This window comes from Salmonella sp. SAL00653 (assembly GCF_046552515.1).
Taxonomy (GTDB): domain Bacteria; phylum Pseudomonadota; class Gammaproteobacteria; order Enterobacterales; family Enterobacteriaceae; genus Salmonella; species Salmonella enterica.
This window is the reverse complement of sequence record NZ_JBGDTY010000011.1, coordinates 141,628-164,483: the sequence shown is the minus strand read 5'-3', so window position 1 is coordinate 164,483 and position 22,856 is coordinate 141,628. Positions and strand designations below refer to the sequence as shown.

The following is a 22,856-nucleotide window of genomic DNA, read 5'->3' as shown; positions in this document are numbered from 1 at the left end:
GCGATCTCATTTATCGGGGTATTGCGCTAAGTATAGAAGCGGGAGCGCTCCTGTCGTGGGGAACGCGCGTTATTGCAGAAACAAGAGTAATAACGCTATTGTCACGTTGAAACCATTCTGTACGGACGGTACGTTCAGCCATCGTGGCGGCAAAGGCTGGCAGCAGATGTAACGAGATGTGCGTGGCGGTAAGCGAGGTAACTTTTGCGCTATTGAATCCCGGGAGCGTGACGCGGTCTGAAAAGGCTTTATAAACGCTCTCTTTGGCGGAGAAAGCCAGCGTCAGGGCAAGCGGAAAAGGGAGCAAGCTCGCCTGGAGAATTTGGCGCTCATCGCTATCAATAATGGACGGCGCCAGCTCTGTCGCCGTGTGCTGACTCATGATTTTTTCTATATCAATGCCGATACGCTGTCGGGATATGACGGCCAGCGCCGTTGTCGCACAGTGGCTGATGCTGCCAAATAGGCCGTCCGGCCATAGCGGCTGTCGCTTGTCGCCAATACCGGGCACTGTCCTGACGCCCATCTCGCGTAGCGCATGAACGGCGGCGATGCGGCCTGCCAGATGTTCAGCTTTACGCTTGCGTCCGGCAGACCGGAGCCGATCGTGATGAGGAAGCCATAGCAGGTCGTGTTCGTGAAAGCTGCTCGCATCAAAGTCGACGATATGCAGCCTGTGTCCGGCAAAGGGAAGGGGAAAATGAGATGTCAGCATCGTTTTTGCCAATTCCCTCCCCGAATGAGGGAGGGAAGATTGCCATCAGAAATGGGTATTAATGCTCATATACCACGTACGTCCCGGTTCGTTATAGGTGTACGCGCCAGCACCCGCCATATAGGCGCCAGTTTGCGTATCCCTGACGGTTTGCGCGTTACCTTCACGCCACAGACGTTTGTCAAAGAGGTTATCCACGCCACCGGTCAGGCTGACATTTTTGGTCACGTCCCAGGTCGCGCTCAGGCCAACAATACTGTATGGGCTGACCGCTTGCTTATCTGTTCCGGTAACGGGGTTACCCTGATAATCATATTTCTTCGGCTCTTGTTTGCCGTACCAGGTGAAGGTCGATTGCAGAGAAACGTCCTGACGTACCTGCCAGCTCAGGGTAGAGTTAAGCGTGTACTGTGGAATAATCGACAGGCGTTCGCCGGTCTCTTTGTTTTTACTCTGCAGCATATACGTAACGTTATTCGTCCAGTTGACGGTGTCGCTAACCGGTACGTTTAACGTGCCTTCCAGACCTTCAACGACCGCTTTCGGCACGTTCTCCCACTGATAGACATCCGTTTTGCCGTTATTGATACGCTGCAACGGCACTGTACCCGCTTCAATCTTATTGCGGTAATCATTGCGGAACCAGGTGACGCCGGCCAGCCAGCCATCGCGTTTAAATTCCAGACCGATCTCTTTATTGATGCTGGTTTCGGCTTTCAGATCATCGTTACCCATCATATAGCAGCCGATGCCGGTACCCGCGCCAGTCGCGTAGCAACCCTGACCTTTACTGTACAAAATATAGTTTGGGTTAGTCTGGTACAGACTCGGGGCTTTATAAGCGCGGGCGATCCCCATTTTCAGGGTAAAGTCATCCCCCAGACCTTGCGACAGGTTCAGCGACGGGCTCCAGTTATCCCCCACAATACTGTGATGATCGAAACGTAGCCCCGGCGTCAGCATGGTGCTGTCGGTCAGTTCCATGTTGTTTTCAGCAAACAGAGAGAAAATTTCCGCTTTTGAATAGGGGCTACGATTGGTACTGCTGTAACCCGGGATATTTCCCCCCATAAAGGTTTGCGAGTTGGAGAGCTCGTCTTTCATACGCTGTTGGGCCCATTCGGTACCCAGCGTCAGGTTTTGATTGACCAGCAGATCGAAAGGAAGGCTCACTTCGCTGTGTAGGGTGACGTCATTCAAATCGGCATCGGCATATTTTTGCGATGCTTTGGGATCGAAAATTCCTTCGGTGCCGCCTGCCAAGCCTTCCGGCATCCGGGAGTTACGGGTATGTTCGTATTGCACCCAGTTACTGGTGGTTACGCCATTATCCCAGCCGCCGTTCCAGGTCAGAGAGTAGTTCTGCCGATAGAGGCGGTTCGTCTCTTTTCCGTAATTATCTTTCACTAGTTGGTTCGTATTGGTGTTCTGAGTATCACCGGCATAGAGGTTGCCTTGGCGACTGTAACCGGCCTCCAGCTCCAGAGACTGAAGCGGAGCAAAATCCCAACGAACCACGCCGTTGATATCTTTGTTAATGACCCCCTCGCGTCCTGCTGGTAGCGTGTCGGCGTAACTCCCGGTACGTTCAGACTGATGCCCCTGGTTAATATTACGCGCATCCGCCTGCGTTTTGTCGAGGTTGCCATACAGGCGGAAGCTGAAATCCCCGCCCAGCGGGCCGTTCAGGCTAAAGTTAGTGCGTTTGGTCGCGCCTTCGTCTTTATGTTCCGGCGCGTTGAAATAGGTATTCCAGGAACCGTGCCACTCGCTACCGCCTTTTTTGGTAATGATATTGACCACGCCACCCGCCGCGCCGTTACCGTAGCGTGCGGCGGCAGGGCCACGCAGCACTTCAATGCGTTCGATCATCTCCGGCGGCACCCACGCGGTATCGCCACGGGTATCGCGTTCGCCGCGCCAGCCCAGGCGCACCGAGTTACGGCTGGTGACGGGTTTACCGTCTATCAGGATAAGGGTGTTTTCCGGCCCCATGCCGCGAATATCGATTTGGCGGTTATTCCCGCGCTGACCGCTGGTGGAGTTGCCGGTCAGGTTCACGCCCGGCATGGTGCGGATGATTTCTGACACGTCGCGCGCGGGCGGATTTTTGCGGATCTCATCGGCGGTGATAGTGGATACGCCAGGCGCCTGTAGGTTTTGCTGGGCAGCGGTCACCACGATGGTGTCTTCATTGGTGAGCGCAGCGCTATCGGTTTTTTCTTCCGCCATCACGGGCAGAGCGGCCCCGTAAATCCCTAAATTGACCAGTAAGGTCAGGGAATGAATCTTCTTGTTCATTGTATATCCTGCTTTTCTTTAGCCACATAAGCCAAAGCGCCCGTCAAAGGCATTGGCCGGGTGGTGAAATTGTGTTCGCGCGTCCCATAGCGCGACAATACTCTATTGCAAATGCAAATAGTTATCAATAATATTATCAATATATTTCACCTTTTATATAAAAAATTCATAATAAACAAATGGTTATAATGAAAGAAGCGCTGGCAACGGGAAGTGAGGCCTGGTGGAGGACGAAAAACGGGCCGGAATGGATACGGGAAAAAGACGGAAATTATCGGGTCACTTTTTGGTGGCGCGACCCGCAGGGAAACGAAACACACTCCCCGATACGGCGTGTCTGGGTCTACATCACTGGCGTAACCGATCATCATCAAAACGCGCAGCCTCAGACGATGGCGCGTATTGCCGGAACGGATGTCTGGCGCTGGAGTACGGCGCTTAGCGCTAACTGGCGCGGCAGCTACTGTTTTATTCCTACCGAACGCGATGACGTTTTTGCCGCTTTTGCGCCGGGCGAAACGCCCGATCGGAACGCGCTGCGTGAAGGCTGGCGACAGCTATTACCGCAGGCGATTGCCGACCCGCTTAATTCGCGAAGCTGGCGGGGAGGACGTGGTCATGCGGTTTCAGCGCTGGAAATGCCGGATGCGCCCCTTCAGCCGGGATGGGATCGTCCTGAAACGCCGTACTCGCCGCCTTTGATGATGCAGTGGCATAGCGAACGTCTGGGTAACTCCCGCCGCGTATGGATATTGACGACCGGAGACGAGGCGCCGGAGGAAAGACCGTTGGCTATTCTGCTGGACGGTCAATTCTGGGCAGAAAATATGCCCGTCTGGCCCGCGCTCGCCTCGCTGACTCATCAACGCCTGCTTCCTGGTGCCGTCTACCTGCTGATTGACGCGATTGATACTCAACACCGCAGCCAGGAGTTGCCCTGCAATGCCGACTTCTGGCTGGCGGTGCAGCAGGAACTGTTGCCGCAAGTCAGAGCCGTGACGCCTTTTAGCGATGATGCCGGGCGAACGGTGGTCGCCGGACAGAGTTTTGGCGGCCTGTCGGCGCTGTATGCCGGCCTGAACTGGCCGACGCGTTTTGGCTGTGTACTAAGCCAGTCAGGATCGTTCTGGTGGCCCCATCGCATCACCCCGCCGGAGGGGGAAGTCATTACCTGGCTGAAAACCGGCACATTATGCGCGCGCGGACTGCGTATCGTACTGGAAGCCGGCGTGCGTGAGCCGATCGTGTTTCAGGCGAATCAGGCGCTTTATGCCCAACTGAATACCTCGCAGCAGTCCATTTTCTGGCGTCAGGTTGACGGCGGACACGATGCGCTTTGCTGGCGCGGCGGGCTAACGCAAGGGCTGATGCTGCTTTGGCAGCCGCTTATCGACACGCTTTAACCGGGCACATGTCCATGACAGGAGTTGAGTATGGAATTCAGTAATCCCTTCGATAATCCGCAGGGACAGTTTTACATCCTGCAAAATGCGCAGCGTCAATTCAGCCTTTGGCCAGCGGCGTGCGCACTTCCCGCAGGCTGGGACGTGGTATGCGAACCGCAATCGCAGGACGCGTGCCAGCAGTGGCTTAATACGCGCTGGACAACACTGAATCCGGCGTATTATGCCGATAAGCAGGAGGCGAAATGACGCAGCGTTTACCGTTAGTCGCCGCTCAGCCGGGGATCTGGATGGCGGAAAAACTCTCTGATTTACCCTCCGCCTGGAGCGTGGCGCACTATGTGGAACTGAACGGCGAGCTGGATGCCGCCTTGCTGGCAAAAGCGGTAGCGGTAGGGATGCAACAGGCGGATACGCTACGGATGCGTTTTACCGAAGAGAACGGCGAGGTCTGGCAATGGATAGATCCTGAGCACACCTTCGGCGAGCCCCCGATTGCCGATTTACGCGACCAGCCCGATCCGCATCACGCGGCGCTGGCGTTAATGCAGGCGGATTTACGGCAAAACCTGCGCGCAGATAGCGGTAAGCCGCTGGCGTTTCACCAGTTAATCTGCATTGATGATACCCGCTGGTATTGGTATCAGCGCTATCACCATTTGCTGGTGGATGGCTTTAGCTTCCCGGCGATAACTCGCCAGATTGCGGCGATTTATCGCGCCTGGCAGAGCGACGCTCCTACGCCGGAGTCGCCTTTTACCCCCTTTGCGGATGTGGTCGAGGAATATCAGCGCTATCGCCAGAGCGAGGCCTGGCAGCGTGACGGCGCCTTCTGGGCGCAGCAGCGCCGCGAGCTGCCGCCGCCGGCGTCAATTTCTGCCGCGCCGCTGCCGGGGCGGTCGGCGAGTGCGGGTATTCTGCGTATGAAATTGAGCGCGCCGGCGGGGGCGTTTCGCCAACTGGCGGTGCACATGCCTGAGATACCGCGAGCGGATCTTGCCCTGGCGCTGGTGACGTTGTGGCTGGGACGATTATGCGGGCGAATGGATTATGCCGCTGGATTTATCTTTATGCGGCGGATGGGATCGGCGGCGTTAACGGCGACCGGGCCTGTCCTTAACGTGTTGCCGCTGGCGATTAACCTTCATGCGACGGAAGATCTGCCAACACTGGCGAAGCGTCTTGCGGCGCAGTTAAAGAAGATGCGCCGCCACCAGCGTTACGACGCCGAACAGATTGTACGCGATAGCGGGCGAGCCGCAGGGGAGACGCCGCTATTTGGCCCGGTGCTCAATATAAAAGTATTTGATTATCATCTGGATCTTCCTGGCATACAGGCGCAAACCCATACCCTGGCGACGGGGCCGGTTAACGATCTTGAACTGGCGCTTTTTCCGGATGAAAACGGCGGTCTGGATATTGAATTGCTGGCGAATGCACAGCGTTACGATGATGCCACGCTCTCCCGCCATGCCTTACGGTTGATGGCGCTTATCACACAGTTTGCGGATAACCCGGCGCTGCGCTGCGGCGATGCGCAAATGCTGCTGGCGGAAGAACAAACGCAATTAGCACACCTTAATAATACGGCGGTAACGATTCCCGCCGCCACGCTTAGCGATTTGGTGGCGCAGCAGGCGCAAAAAACGCCAGAGGCTTCCGCGTTGGCAGATGCGCATTATCACTTTACCTACCGTGAAATGCGCGAACAGGTTGTGGCGCTGGCGTACGCGCTGCGGGAGCGCGGCGTTCAGCCTGGTGATAGCGTGGCGGTGGCGTTGCCACGGTCGGTTTTTCTGACCTTAGCGCTGCATGGCATTGTCGAGGCGGGCGCCGCCTGGCTGCCGCTGGATACCGGTTATCCTGACGATCGGCTGCGAATGATGCTGGAAGATGCGCAGCCGAAACTGTTAATTACGACTCAGGCGCAGCTGGCGCGCTTTCACGATATTCCGGGGATGGAATATTTGTGTTATAGCCAACCGCTACCGGTCAGTGACGCCACTCCGCTGGGGTTGTCGTTACCGCATCATACCGCTTACATCATTTTCACCTCTGGCTCGACGGGCAGGCCGAAAGGGGTGATGGTGGGACAAACGGCGATAGTCAACCGGCTGCTGTGGATGCAGGATCACTATCCGTTGACGGCGGATGATGTAGTAGCGCAAAAAACGCCGTGCAGTTTTGACGTCTCAGTATGGGAGTTTTTCTGGCCGTTTATCGCCGGGGCGAAACTGGTGATGGCCGAGCCGGAAGCGCACCGCGACCCGCTCGCGATGCAGCGGTTCTTTGCGCAATACGGCGTCACGACCACTCATTTTGTGCCGTCGATGCTGGCGGCCTTTATTGCCTCGCTCACGCCAGCGTCGGCTGGGAAAAGCTGCGCTTCCTTAAAGCGCGTTTTCTGTAGCGGCGAGGCCCTGCCGACGGCGCTGTGCCGCGAATGGGAGACGTTAACCAACGCGCCGCTACACAATCTGTACGGGCCAACGGAGGCCGCGGTGGATGTGAGCTGGTATCCGGCCTGTGGCGATGAGCTGGCGGCTGTTGACGGCAACAGCATCCCGATTGGTTATCCCGTCTGGAATACCGGTTTACGTATTCTCGATGCGCATATGCAGCCGGTGCCGCCGGGCGTGGCTGGCGATCTCTATCTTACCGGTATCCAACTGGCGCAGGGCTATCTGGGGCGTCCGGATCTTACCGCCAGCCGTTTTATCGCCGATCCTTTTGCGCCAGGCGAACGGATGTACCGTACCGGAGATGTGGCGCGCTGGCTGGATTCCGGCGCGGTAGAATACCTGGGGCGCAGCGACGATCAGCTCAAAATTCGGGGTCAACGTATTGAACTGGGCGAGATTGACCGCGTCATGCAAACGCTGCCGGATGTTGAACAGGCGGTAGCACATGCCTGCGTCTTTAATCAGGCGGCGGCGACGGGCGGGGATGCCCGGCAACTGGTCGGCTATCTGGTGTCGCACTCCGGTTTGCCGCTGGATTTACCGGCGCTGCAGGAAAAATTACGCCAAAAACTTCCCGCGCATATGGTGCCGGTTGTGCTGTTGCAACTTGCCAGCTTGCCGCTTAGCGCTAATGGCAAGCTGGATCGCAAAGCCCTGCCGCTGCCGGACCTGACGCCGCGCGTGAAAGGGCGTGCGCCGCAGTCCGCAACGGAGATTGCTGTCGTCGCGGCGTTTTCCCGCCTGCTGGGCTGTGAGATTAACGACGTTGAAAGTGATTTCTTTGCGCTGGGCGGACATTCGCTGCTGGCGATGAAACTGGCCGCGCAGCTAAGTCAGACGTTTAACCGCCAGGTGACGCCGGGGCAGGTGATGGTGGCGTCTGACGTGGCGCAGTTAAGTAAGCTGCTCGATACTGACGATGACGAACGCTCGCGCAATCTGGGGTTCGGGCCGCTGTTGCCGCTGCGTGAAAGCGATGGTCCAACGTTATTTTGTTTCCATCCGGCGTCGGGGTTCGCCTGGCAATTTAGCGTATTATCACGCTATCTCAGCCCGTCGTGGTCGATTATGGGGATTCAGTCGCCGCGCCCCGCTGGCCCTATGCAAACCGCAACCACCCTTGATGAGGTATGTGAACATCATCTGGCAACATTGCTCGCCCGGCAGCCGCATGGCCCTTATTATTTATTAGGCTATTCGCTGGGCGGGACGCTGGCGCAAGGGATCGCCGCCCGGTTGCGCGCGCGCGGCGAAACGGTGGCGTTTTTGGGGTTACTGGACACTTGGCCGCCGGAAACGCAAAACTGGCGGGAAAAAGAGGCGAATGGCCTCAATCCGGACGTATTGGCGGAAATTGAACGTGAACGCGCTGCGTTTGTCGCCGCTCAGCAGGGAAATGCCTCCGACGCCTTATTTACCGCCATTGAAGGCAATTATGCGGATGCTGTCCGTTTGCTGACGACGGCGCATAGCGTACCGTTTGATGGACATGCTACGCTCTTTGTGGCGGATAAAACGGTGCCGGAAGGCGTATCGCCTGAACAGAGCTGGTCGCCGTGGATAGCTTCTTTGGCTATTTATCGCCAGCCGTGCGCGCATGTAGATATTATTTCTCCCTCCGCTTTTGAAACTATCGGGCCCATCATCAGCGAACTTATTAATAAATAACGGGCGTTGTTTCTGCCTTTAACAAATTAAATCCTGAAACCCATAATAATGACTAATTATTATGGGTTTTTTATTGCAACTATTAATTCTTTTAACATAAGTGATACATGCTACAGGCAAGTTTAATTCCGAATATTTAGCTTTTCGGGCACTGGCGCGTAAAGATTGTTTCGGATAATTCTGACTTGCTGTTAGAATCTCTGACAGGAATGTGTTCTTTCATTGGATAAAGTTTTCAGGTCATACGGCATGCCATCTCTTAATGTAAAACAAGAAAAAAATCAGTCATTTGCAGGTTACTCACTGCCGCCCGCCAACATTCATGAAATCGATTTGTTTAGCCTTATAGAGGTGTTATGGCAGGCGAAACGTCGTATTCTTGCTACCGTTTTCGCCTTTGCGTGCGTGGGGTTGCTTCTGTCCTTTCTGCTGCCGCAAAAATGGACCAGCCAGGCGATTGTCACACCGGCGGAGTCGGTACAGTGGCAGGGGCTGGAGAGAACGTTGACCGCGCTGCGCGTGTTGGATATGGAGGTAAGCGTTGATCGGGGCAGCGTATTTAATCTGTTTATTAAAAAGTTTAGCTCGCCCTCGCTGCTGGAAGAATATCTTCGTTCTTCTCCGTATGTCATGGATCAATTAAAAGGCGCGCAAATAGACGAGCAGGATCTTCACCGGGCGATTGTCCTGCTGAGCGAAAAAATGAAAGCGGTGGACAGCAATGCCGGCAAGAAAAATGAAACGTCGTTATTCACGTCGTGGACATTGAGTTTTACCGCGCCGACGCGGGAAGAAGCGCAAAAAGTGCTGGCTGGCTATATTCAGTACATCTCTGATATCGTCGTGAAAGAGACGCTGGAAAATATTCGTAACCAGCTGGAAATCAAAACCCGCTATGAGCAGGAAAAGCTGGCGATGGATCGGGTGCGTCTCAAAAACCAGCTTGATGCCAATATTCAACGTCTCCATTATTCGCTGGAAATCGCCAACGCCGCTGGCATTAAGAGACCGGTTTACAGCAATGGTCAGGCGGTAAAAGATGATCCGGATTTTTCTATTTCCCTCGGCGCGGATGGTATTTCCCGCAAACTGGAAATTGAAAAAGGGGTAACGGACGTGGCCGAGATTGACGGTGATTTGCGTAACCGTCAATACCATGTTGAACAACTGGAGGCAATGAATGTGAGCGACGTGAAGTTTACCCCGTTTAAATATCAACTGTCGCCGTCTCTGCCAGTGAAAAAAGATGGCCCGGGTAAAGCGGTCATTATTATCCTGGCGGCGTTGATTGGCGGTATGATGGCCTGCGGCGGCGTATTACTGCGTCACGCGATGGTCTCGCGTAAAATGGAAAACTCGCTGGCGATAGATGAACGGTTAGTCTGATTTACCCGAAAAGCCGGATAGCGATTATCCGGCTTTGTCATCTGTGTGAACGACTATCGCCGTCCCAGCGGTACTACCAGCGGCGTACCGGCAACCGGATCGTCGATAATCATACAGCGCAGCCCATAGATTTTTTCGATAAGCTCAGCGGTAACAATCTCTTTCGGCGCGCCCTGTGCGACAATGTTACCTTCGCGTAATGCAATCAAATGCGTGGCGTATCGGCAGGCCTGATTCAGGTCATGCAGGACGGCGGCGAGCGTATAGCCTTTTTCGCGGTTGAGATCGCTTAACAACTCCAGCAAATCAATTTGATGGCTAATATCCAGCCACGTTGTCGGCTCATCCAGCAGCATGATGGACGTTTCCTGCGCCAGCACCATGGCTATCCACGCCCGCTGACGTTGGCCGCCGGACAGAGTGTCTACACTTTGCGCCGCCAGTGAGGTGATACCTGTTGCACGCATGGCACTGGCGACGGCATCGGCATCTTCCTTACGCCAGCGGGTAAATAACGGCTGATGCGGATATCGCCCTCTGGCGACCAGCTCTTGTACGGTGATATCGCCCGGCGTGGTAGCGTTTTGCGCCAGCAATCCGATGCGCCGCGCCACCTCTTTACTGGCGTAACGCTGTATCTGTTCGCCATCCAGCCAGACATGGCCGTCAACAGGCGTCATCAGACGGCTTAGCGTGCGTAGCAACGTCGACTTGCCGCAGCCGTTAGGGCCGATGATAGCGGTAAAATGGCCGTCCGGAATCGAAACATTAAGGTTTTTTGCGACGGTATAGCTGCCATAACCCAGCGTTAACTGGTCGCCGCGCAAACGGGCTACGGATTCGGTCATTTTTTGCGGGACTCCTGAATTAACAAGACGATAAGGTAAATACCGCCGAGGCTGACGGTGACCACGCCCACTGGAAGCTGATAAGGCATAAACAGTTGCTGCGCGCACGCATCGGCGGCCAGTAGTAATAATGCGCCGCACAGCGCCGACTGGGTTAATCCCCAGCGCGCTGTGCCGCTAAGACGGCGGGCGATGTGCGGCGCGACAAGGGCAATAAACGAGATGGGGCCTGCCAGTGCCGTTGCCGCAGCGGTGAGCGACACCGCCACCAGCATCAGCATCAGGCGTGACCGCTCCACGCTAACACCCAGCGCGCAGGCGCTGTCATCGCCCATCTCCAGCAGCCGCATACGACGCACCAGTAGCGCGGCGCCTGTCAGCATCACCATAATCAGCGGCGCCGAAGGCCAGGTTTTTGCCCATGTCAGACCGTTGAGCGACCCGGCGTTCCATAAGCCGGCGGTGAGCGCCGTTTCCAGCGACGCCTGTAACAGAAGCCAGGTATTAAAGGCGACTAACATCGCGCGGATGCCGATACCGATGATAATCAGCCGGAAAGTTTCAATCCCGTTACGCCAGGCGAGCAGCCAGACAATCAATGACGTGACGATACCGCCCGCCATTGCCGCCAGCGCGATCGCGGTAAGATGCTGGCCAAACAGGACCATTGCGACCAGTACGCCGCTCCAGGCGCCGGTATTAAAGCCCATCACATCAGGGCTGCCTAGCGGGTTACGCATCAACGACTGAAAAATCGCGCCACTGACGCCAAGCGCAGCGCCAATCAGTAGCGCCATTAATACGCGCGGTAGTCGCCATTCGGTTACGACAAGGGTGATGTTACGCGGCGCGTCGCCCAGCAGCGCGGCAATAATCTGCCCGGTCTCAAGGGGCACGGCACCGCTTTGCAGGCTCCATAAGCCAATGGCGAAGCAGCCAGCCGCCAGAAGCAGGCAACTTACGATAAGCCGACGAGAAAGAAACATCACAGGCCGCCTCCGTTCGATTTACGGCGTACCAGAAAGATAAGTACCGGCGCGCCGATAAACGCACTGACAACCGATACGCGGAGTTCGCCCGGCACCAACAGACGACCAATAATATCGGCAAAAAGCAGCAGAGCAGGGGTTGCCAGTAGCGTCACTGGTAGCGACCAGCGGTGGTCTGCGCCCACCAGCCAACGCGCCATATGCGGCATCATCAGACCAATAAAGGCGATAGGGCCGACCAGCGCCGTTGCGCTGCCGCACAAGACGGTAATCGCCAGTAAACCGATAAGTTGGGTGCGCGCCACTTTACTCCCCAGCGCCGTCGCGGTATCGCTGCCGAGGCTCAGGCTGTTCAGCGCTCGGCTCAGAAATAGCGCCACGATCCCAGCGATAACCACGGGCGCGAGCGCGACTTTCAACGTTTGCAGGCTGCGAATGTCCAGCGATCCCGCCTGCCAGAAGCGAAGCTGGTCATAGACCTCTGGATTTAACAGCGCGATGCCGCTGGTCAATCCCTCCAGTACCGCGCCAAGCGCCACGCCCGCCAGTGTCAGGCGGACTGGGCTTAACTGGCCGCCGCCCTGACTACCGGTGAAGGCGACAATCAGCGATGCGATAAGCGCGCCGCTAAATGCCATGAAAAGCTGTTCCAGCGGCGTGGAGAAACCAAACAGCGCCGCGCCCAGTACAATGGCGAAGCTGGCGCCGTTGTTAACGCCCAGAATCCCCGGATCGGCGAGCGGGTTGCGAGTAAGTGTTTGCATGAGCGCCCCGGCGAGACCCAACGCACCGCCTGCCAGTAATCCGGCCAGCGTACGCGGCAAACGCGCATCCAGGACGATAGTGCAATCGGCGCTTTGGCACACGCCGGTGAACGCCTCCAGCACGACGGCGGCGGGCAGCGGTTTCGCGCCAATGACCAGGCTTAAAACCGCGGCGAGACTCAGTAATAACAACAATCCGGGCACGGCAAACGCGCGCGTCACGGAAAACGAGCATGACATAGCAACTTCCCTGATAATGATAGTGATTATCGTTATCTATCTTATTTGGTTATGTTAGCATGTGCAGCCATTGAATGGATATTTAAAAAAACTCGCATTAAGGCGTTGTAATGAATCGACAATCCTGGCTGCTCAATCTCAGCCTGTTGAAGACGCACCCTGCATTTCGCGCAGTATTTCTGGCCCGTTTTATCTCTATTGTCTCGCTGGGGCTGCTTGGCGTGGCGGTTCCGGTACAGATCCAAATGATGACGCACTCCACCTGGCAGGTAGGACTGTCGGTAACGTTAACCGGCGGCGCCATGTTTATTGGCTTAATGGTGGGTGGCGTACTGGCCGATCGCTACGAACGCAAAAAGGTGATTCTGCTGGCGCGCGGTACTTGCGGTATTGGCTTTATTGGCCTGTGCGTGAACTCGCTGCTGCCGGAACCGTCATTGCTGGCGATATATCTCCTTGGCCTGTGGGACGGCTTTTTCGCGTCTCTGGGCGTGACCGCGTTACTGGCGGCGACGCCAGCGCTGGTCGGAAGAGAAAATCTGATGCAGGCTGGCGCGATTACCATGCTGACGGTACGTCTGGGATCGGTTATTTCCCCGATGTTGGGGGGCATATTGCTTGCCAGCGGCGGTGTAGCCTGGAACTATGGGCTGGCGGCCGCCGGGACGTTTATTACGCTATTGCCGCTACTGACGCTGCCGCGACTGCCTGTTCCTCCGCAGCCGCGGGAAAATCCTTTTATCGCGTTACTGGCGGCATTTCGTTTTTTGCTCGCCAGTCCGCTTATCGGCGGTATTGCGCTGCTTGGCGGTCTGGTGACGATGGCAAGCGCGGTACGCGTCCTCTATCCGGCGCTGGCGATGAGCTGGCAGATGTCGGCGGCGCAAATCGGTTTGCTGTATGCGGCAATTCCGCTGGGGGCGGCCATTGGCGCGCTGACCAGCGGACAACTGGCGCATAGCGTTCGTCCGGGGCTCATTATGCTGGTTTCGACAGTTGGTTCTTTTCTGGCGGTGGGGCTGTTCGCCATCATGCCGGTCTGGACCGCAGGTGTTATCTGTCTGGCGCTGTTTGGCTGGCTTAGCGCCATCAGTTCGTTATTACAATACACTCTGCTGCAAACCCAGACGCCGGAAAATATGCTGGGGCGAATGAATGGCCTGTGGACCGCGCAAAACGTCACGGGAGACGCTATCGGCGCGGCGCTGTTAGGCGGTCTTGGCGCAATGATGACGCCGGTCGCTTCCGCGAGCGTGAGTGGATTCGGGCTGGTGATTATCGGTTTGCTGCTGCTGTTAGTGCTGGGCGAGCTACGCCGTTTTCGCCAGACGCCACCGGTTAGCGATGCTGGCTGATGAAGGGGCGTTTATCCGACTGACAAAATCGGTCTGGTCAGTCGGATAAGACTCCGATAAGGCTAAAACAGGGCGGCTAGCCGGTTAAGCAACAATGTTGCGCTGTAATAATCCAGACGGAACGTCTCCGTACCCAGGGCATGGACGCGCTTATTTTGCACCGCTGGCAGGTGCGCCAGCAGCGGATTGGCGTAAAGGGCCGCGACATCTTTGTTGTCGCCGGCAAACAGGAAAAGAGATTCACCGTTTAACCCGGCGGCCAGATTTTCACCGCCAAGCTGAATGATATCGTGGCGCTTACCCTGGCTTTTGCTGGTTTGCAGCCCTCGGGGCAATGTCGCCAGCGTAAAGCCTAACTGCGTCAATAGCTTGCCTTGTGCTGATTCTGGCGTCCACAGATTGGCGCTATGCGCGGCAGGGGTATACACCAGCGCGCTAACCGGCTGCGGCGGCAGGGCGATTCGCTGTTTAACCGTCGTCAGTTGCGCCTCAAATTCCGCTATTCGCGCGGCGGCCTGTTTCTCCTGACCGGTGATCTCGCCAAGCTGCGTGAGCAAACTCTGCCAGCTTTTATCGTCATAATTGATGACGAGCGTCGGCGCGATAGCGGAGAGCTGATCGTAAAGCGCCAGCGCGGAGTCGCCGCCGGTGGCGCTAATCAAAATGAGATCCGGCATTTGCGCGGCGACCGTTTCGGCATTCGGTTCGCCGATATACAGCCGGGCGACATGGCGAGCCTTTGCTACGTCGCTCCACTGGCGCATGAACCCTTGATCGTCGGCAAAGCGGTTATTCGGCGTAGTGGCTCCGCTGGCGACGACGGGCGCATCAATCGCCAGCAGCGAGCCTGTCAACGTCACGCTGGTAGAGACGATACGCGCGGGTTTGTGGTCCAGAGTATGAACGCCGCGGCTGTCCTGAATTTGCCGGGGCCAACCGGCGTCCTGGGCTAAGGATATTCCTGAAATTGATAAACCAACCACTAAAAGCAGCCAACGATAAAAGGCGGGGAGTCTCACAATAGCGTCCTGTTATTAATAAAGTTAATGCTTCTCATTTTCATATCAGCGGCAGCGAGATGCAAGCCTTAGTGCCATTTAACTCATGACCAGAGTTGACAGAGCGACGTTTTACTCTTAGGTTAGCGCACTAAAAATAGAAATAATAATCATTATTATACACAAAATCATTCAAGAAGCATCGCAACGGCAAGGGAAGAAATCCCCGCGAGCATAGATAACTGTGTGACCGGGGTTTCTGATCGCAGCCAACAAAGAGGCAGCTTGAAAGATGAAGTGTATATAAGCCTTTATCATTGGAGGATGATATGGATATGTCAGTGGCCGAGGACGCTCAGGAGACAATGGCAACGCTTGCTCCCGATCGCTTTTTCTTCATGTCGCCGTATCGCAGTTTTACCACTTCCGGGTGCTTCGCCCGTTATACCGAGCCTGCGGTTGCCGGCGATTCGCCGGATAGCCCTTTCCAGCAGAAATTGCGCCAGCAGTTTGCCGAGGCCAAATCGCAGGGCATCGCCAACCCTATCCTGGTGGGGGCGATCCCCTTTGATACTCGTCAGCCGTCGTCGCTATTTATCCCGATGGCGTGGCAGTCCTTTTCCCGCCAGCAAAAGCAGCGCACGGCGCGTTATTTTACTGACCATCAGTCGCTGACGGTGACGGCGCGAAAGGCGATTCCGGAGCAGGATGCTTTTGAAGCGATGGTCGCACGCGCGGCTATGCTGACCGCCACGCCAGACGTCGATAAAGTGGTGCTTTCCCGGCTAATAGATATCACCACTGATGTGGCGGTGGATAGCGGAGCATTGCTGGAGCGGCTGGTTGCGCAGAATCCAGTTAGTTACAACTTCCATGTGCCACTGGCGGATGGCGGCGTTCTGCTGGGCGCCAGCCCCGAATTGCTGCTACGCAAAGAGGGCGAGCGGTTTAGTTCGCTGCCGTTAGCAGGCTCGGCACGTCGACAGCCGGATGACGTTCTGGATCGCGAGGCGGGAAACCGACTGCTGGCTTCACAAAAAGATCGGCATGAACATGAGCTGGTGACGCAGGCGATGAAGCAGATCCTGCGCGATCGCAGCACGGAACTGCAATTACCTTCCTCTCCGCAGTTGATCACCACGCCGACGCTATGGCATCTCGGTACGCCGTTTGAGGGCAAGGCCAACGCCGGAGAAAACGCGCTGACGCTGGCCTGTCTGCTGCATCCAACGCCTGCGTTAAGCGGTTTCCCTCATCAGGTCGCGAAAAAGCTGATTGCTGAACTGGAACCGTTCGATCGTGAACTGTTTGGCGGCATTGTCGGCTGGTGCGATGCCGAAGGAAACGGCGAGTGGGTAGTGACGATTCGTTGTGCGAAATTGCACGGTAATCAGGTGCGCCTGTTCGCTGGCGCCGGGATTGTCCCTGCCTCTTCGCCAGTCGGCGAGTGGCGGGAAACCGGCGTCAAGCTCTCTACGATGTTGAACGTTTTTGGACTGCATTAAGGAACGATGATGCGTATACCTTTCACCCGTTGGCCGGATGAATTTGCCCGCCGTTATCGTGAAAAAGGCTACTGGCAAGACGTGCCGTTGACCGATATTCTGACCCGCCACGCTGACAGCGACAAGACGGCGGTCATTGAAGGCGAGCGCGCATTCAGCTATCGCCAGCTCAACCAGGCCGCAGATAATTTGGCCTGCTATTTACGCCATCAGGGCATCAAACCTGGCGAAACCGCTCTGGTGCAACTGGGGAATGTACCGGAACTGTATATCACCTTTTTCGCCCTGTTGAAGCTTGGCGTAGCGCCCGTTCTGGCGCTGTTTAGCCATCAACGTACCGAACTTAACGCCTATGCGATGCAGATCGCGCCGACGCTGGTGATTGCCGATCGCCAACATACGCTGTTCGCCGGGGAGGACTTTCTCAACACGTTTGTGGCTGAACACCGCTCTGTGCGGGTGGTGTTATTGCGCAACGACGACGGCGATCACAGCCTGGACGCGGCGATGCGGCAGGCGGCGGAAGATTTCACCGCCACGCCATCACCTGCTGACGAAGTGGCCTACTTTCAGCTTTCCGGCGGTACTACCGGCACGCCAAAGCTTATTCCCCGTACCCATAACGACTATTACTACAGCGTGCGCCGCAGCAATGAGATTTGCGGTTTCAACGAGGAGACGCGTTTTCTGTGCGCGATTCCCGCCGCGCATAACTACGCCATGAGTTCGCCGGGCGCGCTGGGCGTTTTTCTCGCCAAAGGAACGGTAGTGCTGACGACCGATCCTGGCGCCACGCTCTGTTTCCCGCTGATCGAAAAACACCAGATTAATGCCACGGCGCTGGTGCCGCCCGCAGTCAGTCTATGGCTACAGGCTATCCAGGAGTGGGGCGGCAATGCGCCGCTGGCGTCATTAAGGTTATTGCAGGTTGGCGGCGCGCAGCTTTCTGCGACGCTGGCCGCCCGTATTCCGCCTGAAATTGGCTGTCAGTTGCAGCAGGTCTTCGGCATGGCGGAAGGGTTAGTGAACTATACCCGGCTGGACGATAGTCCGGAACGGATTATCAATACCCAGGGAAGACCCATGTGTCCGGACGACGAAGTGTGGGTGGCGGATGCCGACGGGAATCCACTGCCGCCGGGCGAGATTGGTCGTCTGATGACGCGCGGCCCCTATACTTTTCGCGGCTATTTCAACAGTCCGCTACACAATGCCAGCGCCTTTGACGCCAACGGTTTTTACTGTTCCGGCGATCTGATCTCCATTGATCAAGACGGTTACATCACCGTTCACGGGCGTGAAAAAGATCAGATCAATCGGGGCGGCGAGAAGATAGCCGCCGAAGAGATAGAAAACCTGTTACTACGCCACCCGGCGGTGATCCATGCGGCGCTGGTCAGCATGGAAGATGAACTGCTGGGGGAAAAAAGTTGCGCATATCTGGTGGTAAAAGAGCCGCTGCGAGCGGTACAGGTTCGCCGTTTCCTGCGAGAACAGGGCGTGGCGGAATTTAAATTACCGGATCGCGTGGAGTGCGTTGCGTCACTGCCGCTGACGCCGGTTGGTAAAGTCGATAAAAAACAATTACGCCAGCGGTTGGCGTCACGTTCACCGCTCTGAAGGAGAAAGAGAGATGGCAATCCCGAAACTACAGTCTTACGCGCTGCCCACCGCACTGGATATCCCGACCAACAAAGTGAACTGGGCATTTGAGCCGGAGCGCGCGGCGCTGCTCATCCACGATATGCAGGATTACTTTGTCAGCTTTTGGGGCCGCAACTGCCCAATGATGGACCAGGTAATTGCCAATATCGCCGCTCTGCGCCAGTACTGTAAGGAGCATCATATCCCGGTCTATTACACCGCTCAGCCGAAAGAGCAAAGCGATGAAGATCGCGCGTTACTCAATGATATGTGGGGGCCGGGACTGACGCGCTCTCCGGAACAGCAGAAGGTGGTAGAAGCCTTAACGCCGGATGAGGCGGATACGGTGCTGGTGAAGTGGCGCTATAGCGCGTTTCACCGCTCGCCGCTGGAACAGATGTTAAAAGATACCGGACGCAATCAGCTCATCATTACCGGCGTGTATGCGCATATTGGCTGTATGACCACCGCTACCGATGCGTTTATGCGCGACATTAAGCCGTTTATGGTGGCGGATGCGCTGGCGGATTTCAGCCGGGAAGAGCATCTGATGGCGCTGAACTATGTGGCGGGGCGTTCCGGTCGCGTCGTCATGACCGAGTCGCTGCTGCCGACGCCGGTTCCTGCCAGTAAAGCGGAGCTGCGGGCGTTGATTCTGCCGTTGCTGGATGAGACCGACGAGCCGCTGGATGATGAAAACCTGATTGATTATGGCCTGGATTCAGTACGCATGATGGGGCTGGCAGCGCGCTGGCGTAAAGTACACGGCGATATCGACTTCGTGATGCTGGCGAAAAACCCGACCATTGACGCCTGGTGGGCGCTGCTTTCTCGCGGGGTAGAGTAATGCCCTGTATTGATTTTTCAGACAAAACGGTATGGGTGACCGGGGCGGGGAAAGGGATCGGTTACGCGACGGCACTGGCGTTTGTTGACGCCGGGGCGCGGGTGATCGGCTTCGATCGCGAATTTACGCAAGAGAGTTATCCCTTTGCTACCGAAGTTATGGATGTGGCGGATGCCGGGCAGGTTGCGCAGGTGTGCCAGCGTGTGTTGCAAAAAACGCCGCGGCTGGATGTGCTGGTCAACGCTGCCGGTATTTTGCGTATGGGAGCGACCGATGCGCTTAGCGTCGACGACTGGCAGCAGACATTTGCGGTCAATGTGGGCGGGGCATTTAACCTGTTTTCGCAGACGATGGCGCAGTTTCGCCGTCAGCAGGGAGGGGCGATTGTCACCGTAGCCTCAGATGCGGCGCATACGCCGCGTATCGGTATGAGCGCTTACGGCGCCTCTAAAGCGGCGCTGAAAAGCCTGGCGCTAACCGTAGGGCTGGAGCTGGCGGGCTGTGGGGTGCGCTGTAATGTGGTGTCGCCCGGTTCGACCGACACCGATATGCAGCGCACTTTATGGGTGAGTGAAGATGCCGAACAGCAGCGCATTCGCGGTTTCGGCGAACAGTTTAAGCTCGGCATACCGCTCGGTAAAATCGCCCGTCCGCAGGAGATAGCCAATACCATTTTGTTTCTTGCCTCCGATCTGGCCAGCCACATTACCTTGCAGGATATCGTGGTGGACGGCGGTTCAACATTGGGAGCCTGACGATGATCTGGAAACGGCATTTAACGCTGGATGAATTGAACGCTACCAGTCAGAACACGCTGGTGGCGCATCTGGGCATTGTTTACACCCGTCTGGGCGATGACGTGCTGGAGGCGGAAATGCCCGTCGATGCCCGCACTCATCAACCGTTTGGTCTGCTACACGGCGGCGCATCGGCAGCGCTGGCGGAGACGTTAGGATCAATGGCGGGTTATCTGATGACCCGCGACGGGCAGTGCGTGGTCGGGACCGAGTTAAACGCCACCCACCACCGCGCCGTCTCGCAGGGGAAAGTACGCGGCGTTTGCCTGCCGCTGCATCTGGGGCGGCAGAATCAAAGCTGGGAAATTACGCTCTTTGACGAGCAGGGGAGGCGCTGCTGCACCTGTCGCCTGGGAACGGCGGTAATGGGATAGTTCTGGCAAAGTAAAATGCAATTGCAGCGTCAACGAAGAAAGGAAGTGATCTGGTTAACACTGTAATGTAAAAAATGGGTAACGATACGGTTTTATCATGTTGTTGTGTTGTTAATTACGGTAAAGGTGTTATAGAAACAAAATGTAACATCTCTCTGGAACACCCAAACGGACAACAACTATGAATAAATCAGGGAAATACCTCGTCTGGACAGCGCTCTCAGTATTGGGTGCGTTTGCCCTAGGCTATATTGCGTTAAATCGTGGGGAACAGATCAACGCGCTATGGATCGTGGTGGCGTCGGTCTGTGTCTATCTTATTGCGTATCGTTTTTATGGGCTCTATATCGCCAAAAAAGTGCTGGCGGTTGACCCAACGCGTATGACGCCCGCGGTACGTCATAATGATGGTCTGGATTATGTCCCGACCGATAAGAAAGTGCTTTTTGGTCACCATTTTGCGGCCATTGCTGGCGCAGGTCCGCTGGTCGGGCCGGTACTGGCGGCGCAGATGGGCTATCTGCCGGGGATGATCTGGCTGCTGGCGGGCGTCGTTCTGGCGGGAGCGGTGCAGGACTTTATGGTGCTGTTCGTCTCGACCCGGCGCGATGGGCGTTCGCTTGGCGAGCTGGTTAAAGAGGAGATGGGCGCGACGGCAGGGGTGATCGCGCTGGTGGCCTGCTTTATGATCATGGTGATCATTCTGGCCGTCCTGGCGATGATCGTGGTGAAAGCGCTGACCCATAGCCCGTGGGGAACGTACACTGTCGCGTTCACTATTCCACTGGCGATTTTTATGGGCATCTACCTGCGTTATCTGCGTCCGGGGCGCATCGGCGAGGTGTCGGTCATTGGGCTGGTATTTCTTATTTTCGCTATTATTTCCGGCGGATGGGTGGCGGCAAGCCCAACCTGGGCGCCGTACTTTGATTTTACTGGCGTGCAGCTTACCTGGATGCTGGTGGGGTATGGTTTTGTCGCGGCGGTACTGCCGGTCTGGCTGCTGCTCGCGCCGCGTGATTACCTCTCTACCTTCCTGAAAATTGGTACGATTGTCGGTCTGGCGGTCGGGATTCTGATTATGCGTCCGACGCTGACTATGCCGGCGCTGACCAAATTTGTTGATGGTACCGGACCGGTCTGGACGGGCGACCTGTTCCCGTTCCTGTTTATTACCATCGCCTGCGGCGCGGTATCCGGTTTCCATGCGCTCATCTCCTCCGGCACGACGCCGAAGATGTTGGCCAACGAAGGCCAGGCCTGCTTTATCGGCTATGGCGGGATGTTAATGGAATCTTTCGTCGCCATTATGGCGCTGGTCTCCGCCTGTATTATCGATCCGGGCGTTTACTTTGCGATGAATAGCCCGATGGCGGTACTGGCGCCAGCGGGGACAGCGGATGTCGTGGCTTCTGCCGCGCAGGTGGTCAGTAGTTGGGGTTTCGCTATCACGCCGGATACGTTACACCAGATTGCCAATGAAGTCGGCGAACAATCCATTATCTCCCGCGCAGGCGGTGCGCCAACGCTGGCGGTAGGGATGGCCTACATTTTACATGGCGCGTTGGGCGGCATGATGGATGTGGCGTTCTGGTATCACTTCGCCATTCTGTTTGAAGCGCTGTTTATTCTGACGGCGGTGGATGCGGGTACCCGTGCGGCGCGCTTTATGTTGCAGGATCTGTTGGGCGTAGTGTCGCCAGGGCTGAAACGTACCGATTCGCTGCCAGCGAACCTGCTTGCTACGGCATTGTGCGTGCTGGCGTGGGGGTATTTCCTCCATCAGGGCGTGGTCGATCCGTTGGGCGGTATTAACACCCTGTGGCCGCTGTTTGGCATCGCTAACCAGATGCTGGCGGGGATGGCGCTGATGCTTTGCGCCGTGGTACTGTTCAAAATGAAGCGTCAGCGTTATGCGTGGGTCGCGCTGGTGCCAACGGCCTGGCTGCTGATTTGTACGCTGACGGCGGGCTGGCAGAAAGCGTTTAGTCCGGATGCGAAAATCGGCTTCCTGGCCATTGCCAATAAGTTCCAGGCGATGATCGACAGCGGCAATATTCCGCCGCAGTACACCGAATCGCAGCTCGCGCAGTTGGTATTCAATAACCGTCTGGATGCCGGGCTAACCATCTTCTTTATGGTGGTGGTCGTGGTGCTGGCGGTCTTCTCTATTAAGACGGCGCTGGCCGCTCTGAAGATTGACAAACCGACGGCGAATGAAACGCCGTATGAGCCGATGCCGGAAAATGTGGATGAGATCGTGACGCAGGCGAAAGGCGCGCACTAATCTTTTTACATCAATAGCCCTCTCCAGAATAAGGAGAGGGCATTTGGATGACAGGTGACAACGATGTTCGATACGCTTTCGAAAGCCGGAAAATATCTGGGACAGGCCGCAAAAATGATGATTGGCGTGCCAGACTACGACAACTATGTTGAGCATATGCGCATAACGCATCCGGATCAGACGCCGATGACCTATGAAGAATTTTTCCGCGAGCGGCAGGATGCGCGCTATGGTGGAAAAGGCGGCGCGCGTTGCTGCTGAGGGTTGCCAGGC

General features: G+C 56.4%; 18 protein-coding genes. 12 read left to right on the top strand and 6 right to left on the bottom strand.

The window, feature by feature from the left end:
* Positions 1 to 10: 10 nt before the first annotated feature.
* Positions 11 to 715, bottom strand: a complete 705-nt coding sequence (entD, locus tag ACLJRU_RS14420) for an enterobactin synthase subunit EntD (RefSeq protein ID WP_000958057.1) — start codon at positions 713 to 715, stop codon at positions 11 to 13.
* A 45-nt stretch (positions 716 to 760) separates the two neighbouring features.
* Positions 761 to 3,016 (bottom strand): TonB-dependent siderophore receptor, encoded by a 2,256-nt coding sequence (locus tag ACLJRU_RS14415; RefSeq protein WP_001539399.1) that lies wholly within the window; start codon positions 3,014 to 3,016, stop codon positions 761 to 763.
* 188 nt (positions 3,017 to 3,204) lie between these two features.
* Here ACLJRU_RS14415 and fes point away from each other — a divergent pair, with 188 nt between their 5' ends.
* The 4 genes from fes (at position 3,205) to wzz(fepE) (ending at position 9,935) form a co-directional block, all read left to right on the top strand.
* The gene (gene fes, locus ACLJRU_RS14410; RefSeq protein WP_023234719.1) at positions 3,205 to 4,419 is read left to right on the top strand and encodes an enterochelin esterase; all 1,215 of its coding nucleotides are present in this window, start codon (positions 3,205 to 3,207) and stop codon (positions 4,417 to 4,419) included.
* 30 nt (positions 4,420 to 4,449) lie between these two features.
* Complete coding sequence (locus ACLJRU_RS14405) at positions 4,450 to 4,668, top strand: MbtH family protein (RefSeq protein WP_000396008.1); 219 nt, start codon at positions 4,450 to 4,452, stop codon at positions 4,666 to 4,668.
* Complete coding sequence (entF, locus tag ACLJRU_RS14400) at positions 4,665 to 8,549, top strand: enterobactin non-ribosomal peptide synthetase EntF (RefSeq protein WP_001539403.1); 3,885 nt, start codon at positions 4,665 to 4,667, stop codon at positions 8,547 to 8,549. Before ACLJRU_RS14405 ends, entF begins: the two co-directional genes overlap by 4 nt.
* A gap of 249 nt (positions 8,550 to 8,798) precedes the next feature.
* Positions 8,799 to 9,935: an LPS O-antigen length regulator Wzz(fepE) gene (wzz(fepE), locus tag ACLJRU_RS14395; RefSeq protein WP_023234720.1), complete on the top strand. Its 1,137-nt coding sequence runs from the start codon at positions 8,799 to 8,801 to the stop codon at positions 9,933 to 9,935.
* A gap of 53 nt (positions 9,936 to 9,988) precedes the next feature.
* On the opposite strand, the gene fepC is transcribed toward wzz(fepE), so the two are convergent.
* The 3 genes from fepC to fepD are packed head-to-tail and all read right to left on the bottom strand — an operon-like array spanning position 9,989 to position 12,776.
* Positions 9,989 to 10,783: an iron-enterobactin ABC transporter ATP-binding protein gene (gene fepC, locus ACLJRU_RS14390; protein WP_000140620.1), complete on the bottom strand. Its 795-nt coding sequence runs from the start codon at positions 10,781 to 10,783 to the stop codon at positions 9,989 to 9,991.
* Positions 10,780 to 11,769, bottom strand: a complete 990-nt coding sequence (gene fepG, locus ACLJRU_RS14385; RefSeq protein ID WP_000480067.1) for an iron-enterobactin ABC transporter permease — start codon at positions 11,767 to 11,769, stop codon at positions 10,780 to 10,782. Before fepG ends, fepC begins: the two co-directional genes overlap by 4 nt.
* Positions 11,769 to 12,776: a Fe(3+)-siderophore ABC transporter permease gene (gene fepD, locus ACLJRU_RS14380; protein ID WP_001277879.1), complete on the bottom strand. Its 1,008-nt coding sequence runs from the start codon at positions 12,774 to 12,776 to the stop codon at positions 11,769 to 11,771. The genes fepG and fepD overlap by 1 nt, the downstream gene beginning before the upstream one ends.
* A gap of 110 nt (positions 12,777 to 12,886) precedes the next feature.
* On the opposite strand from fepD, the gene entS reads away from it, so the two are divergent.
* The gene (entS, locus tag ACLJRU_RS14375) at positions 12,887 to 14,131 is read left to right on the top strand and encodes an enterobactin transporter EntS (RefSeq protein ID WP_001081671.1); all 1,245 of its coding nucleotides are present in this window, start codon (positions 12,887 to 12,889) and stop codon (positions 14,129 to 14,131) included.
* A gap of 62 nt (positions 14,132 to 14,193) precedes the next feature.
* On the opposite strand, the gene fepB is transcribed toward entS, so the two are convergent.
* Entirely contained in the window at positions 14,194 to 15,150 is a 957-nt protein-coding gene (gene fepB / locus ACLJRU_RS14370; RefSeq protein WP_001539407.1) for a Fe2+-enterobactin ABC transporter substrate-binding protein, read from the bottom strand.
* 308 nt (positions 15,151 to 15,458) lie between these two features.
* Here fepB and entC point away from each other — a divergent pair, with 308 nt between their 5' ends.
* The 7 genes from entC to ACLJRU_RS14335 all read left to right on the top strand — a co-directional run bounded on the left by entC (position 15,459) and on the right by ACLJRU_RS14335 (position 22,844).
* Positions 15,459 to 16,634 (top strand): isochorismate synthase EntC, encoded by a 1,176-nt coding sequence (entC, locus tag ACLJRU_RS14365; RefSeq protein ID WP_023234721.1) that lies wholly within the window; start codon positions 15,459 to 15,461, stop codon positions 16,632 to 16,634.
* Between the two features lie 9 nt (positions 16,635 to 16,643).
* Positions 16,644 to 18,254: a (2,3-dihydroxybenzoyl)adenylate synthase EntE gene (gene entE, locus ACLJRU_RS14360; RefSeq protein WP_001222456.1), complete on the top strand. Its 1,611-nt coding sequence runs from the start codon at positions 16,644 to 16,646 to the stop codon at positions 18,252 to 18,254.
* Positions 18,255 to 18,267: 13 nt separating this feature from the next.
* Positions 18,268 to 19,125 (top strand): isochorismatase, encoded by an 858-nt coding sequence (locus ACLJRU_RS14355; protein WP_001539409.1) that lies wholly within the window; start codon positions 18,268 to 18,270, stop codon positions 19,123 to 19,125.
* Positions 19,125 to 19,880: a 2,3-dihydro-2,3-dihydroxybenzoate dehydrogenase EntA gene (entA, locus tag ACLJRU_RS14350; protein ID WP_001112176.1), complete on the top strand. Its 756-nt coding sequence runs from the start codon at positions 19,125 to 19,127 to the stop codon at positions 19,878 to 19,880. Before ACLJRU_RS14355 ends, entA begins: the two co-directional genes overlap by 1 nt.
* Positions 19,881 to 19,882: 2 nt before the next feature.
* Positions 19,883 to 20,296, top strand: a complete 414-nt coding sequence (entH, locus tag ACLJRU_RS14345; protein WP_000637966.1) for a proofreading thioesterase EntH — start codon at positions 19,883 to 19,885, stop codon at positions 20,294 to 20,296.
* Between the two features lie 181 nt (positions 20,297 to 20,477).
* Positions 20,478 to 22,583 carry a pyruvate/proton symporter CstA gene (gene cstA / locus ACLJRU_RS14340; protein ID WP_001043108.1) on the top strand — a complete coding sequence of 702 codons (2,106 nt, stop codon included), beginning with the start codon at positions 20,478 to 20,480 and terminating at the stop codon, positions 22,581 to 22,583.
* Between the two features lie 63 nt (positions 22,584 to 22,646).
* The gene (locus ACLJRU_RS14335; protein ID WP_000460619.1) at positions 22,647 to 22,844 is read left to right on the top strand and encodes a YbdD/YjiX family protein; all 198 of its coding nucleotides are present in this window, start codon (positions 22,647 to 22,649) and stop codon (positions 22,842 to 22,844) included.
* Positions 22,845 to 22,856: the final 12 nt, after the last annotated feature.

Coding starts and splice junctions, on each gene's coding strand:
- entD (WP_000958057.1), bottom strand. CDS start 715: ATGCTGACATCTCATTTTCCCCTTCCCTTTGCCGGACACAGGCTGCAT.
- ACLJRU_RS14415 (WP_001539399.1), bottom strand. CDS start 3,016: ATGAACAAGAAGATTCATTCCCTGACCTTACTGGTCAATTTAGGGATT.
- fes (WP_023234719.1), top strand. CDS start 3,205: ATGAAAGAAGCGCTGGCAACGGGAAGTGAGGCCTGGTGGAGGACGAAA.
- ACLJRU_RS14405 (WP_000396008.1), top strand. CDS start 4,450: ATGGAATTCAGTAATCCCTTCGATAATCCGCAGGGACAGTTTTACATC.
- entF (WP_001539403.1), top strand. CDS start 4,665: ATGACGCAGCGTTTACCGTTAGTCGCCGCTCAGCCGGGGATCTGGATG.
- fepC (WP_000140620.1), bottom strand. CDS start 10,783: ATGACCGAATCCGTAGCCCGTTTGCGCGGCGACCAGTTAACGCTGGGT.
- fepG (WP_000480067.1), bottom strand. CDS start 11,769: ATGTTTCTTTCTCGTCGGCTTATCGTAAGTTGCCTGCTTCTGGCGGCT.
- fepD (WP_001277879.1), bottom strand. CDS start 12,776: ATGTCATGCTCGTTTTCCGTGACGCGCGCGTTTGCCGTGCCCGGATTG.
- entS (WP_001081671.1), top strand. CDS start 12,887: ATGAATCGACAATCCTGGCTGCTCAATCTCAGCCTGTTGAAGACGCAC.
- entC (WP_023234721.1), top strand. CDS start 15,459: ATGGATATGTCAGTGGCCGAGGACGCTCAGGAGACAATGGCAACGCTT.
- entE (WP_001222456.1), top strand. CDS start 16,644: ATGCGTATACCTTTCACCCGTTGGCCGGATGAATTTGCCCGCCGTTAT.
- ACLJRU_RS14355 (WP_001539409.1), top strand. CDS start 18,268: ATGGCAATCCCGAAACTACAGTCTTACGCGCTGCCCACCGCACTGGAT.
- entA (WP_001112176.1), top strand. CDS start 19,125: ATGCCCTGTATTGATTTTTCAGACAAAACGGTATGGGTGACCGGGGCG.
- entH (WP_000637966.1), top strand. CDS start 19,883: ATGATCTGGAAACGGCATTTAACGCTGGATGAATTGAACGCTACCAGT.
- cstA (WP_001043108.1), top strand. CDS start 20,478: ATGAATAAATCAGGGAAATACCTCGTCTGGACAGCGCTCTCAGTATTG.
- ACLJRU_RS14335 (WP_000460619.1), top strand. CDS start 22,647: ATGTTCGATACGCTTTCGAAAGCCGGAAAATATCTGGGACAGGCCGCA.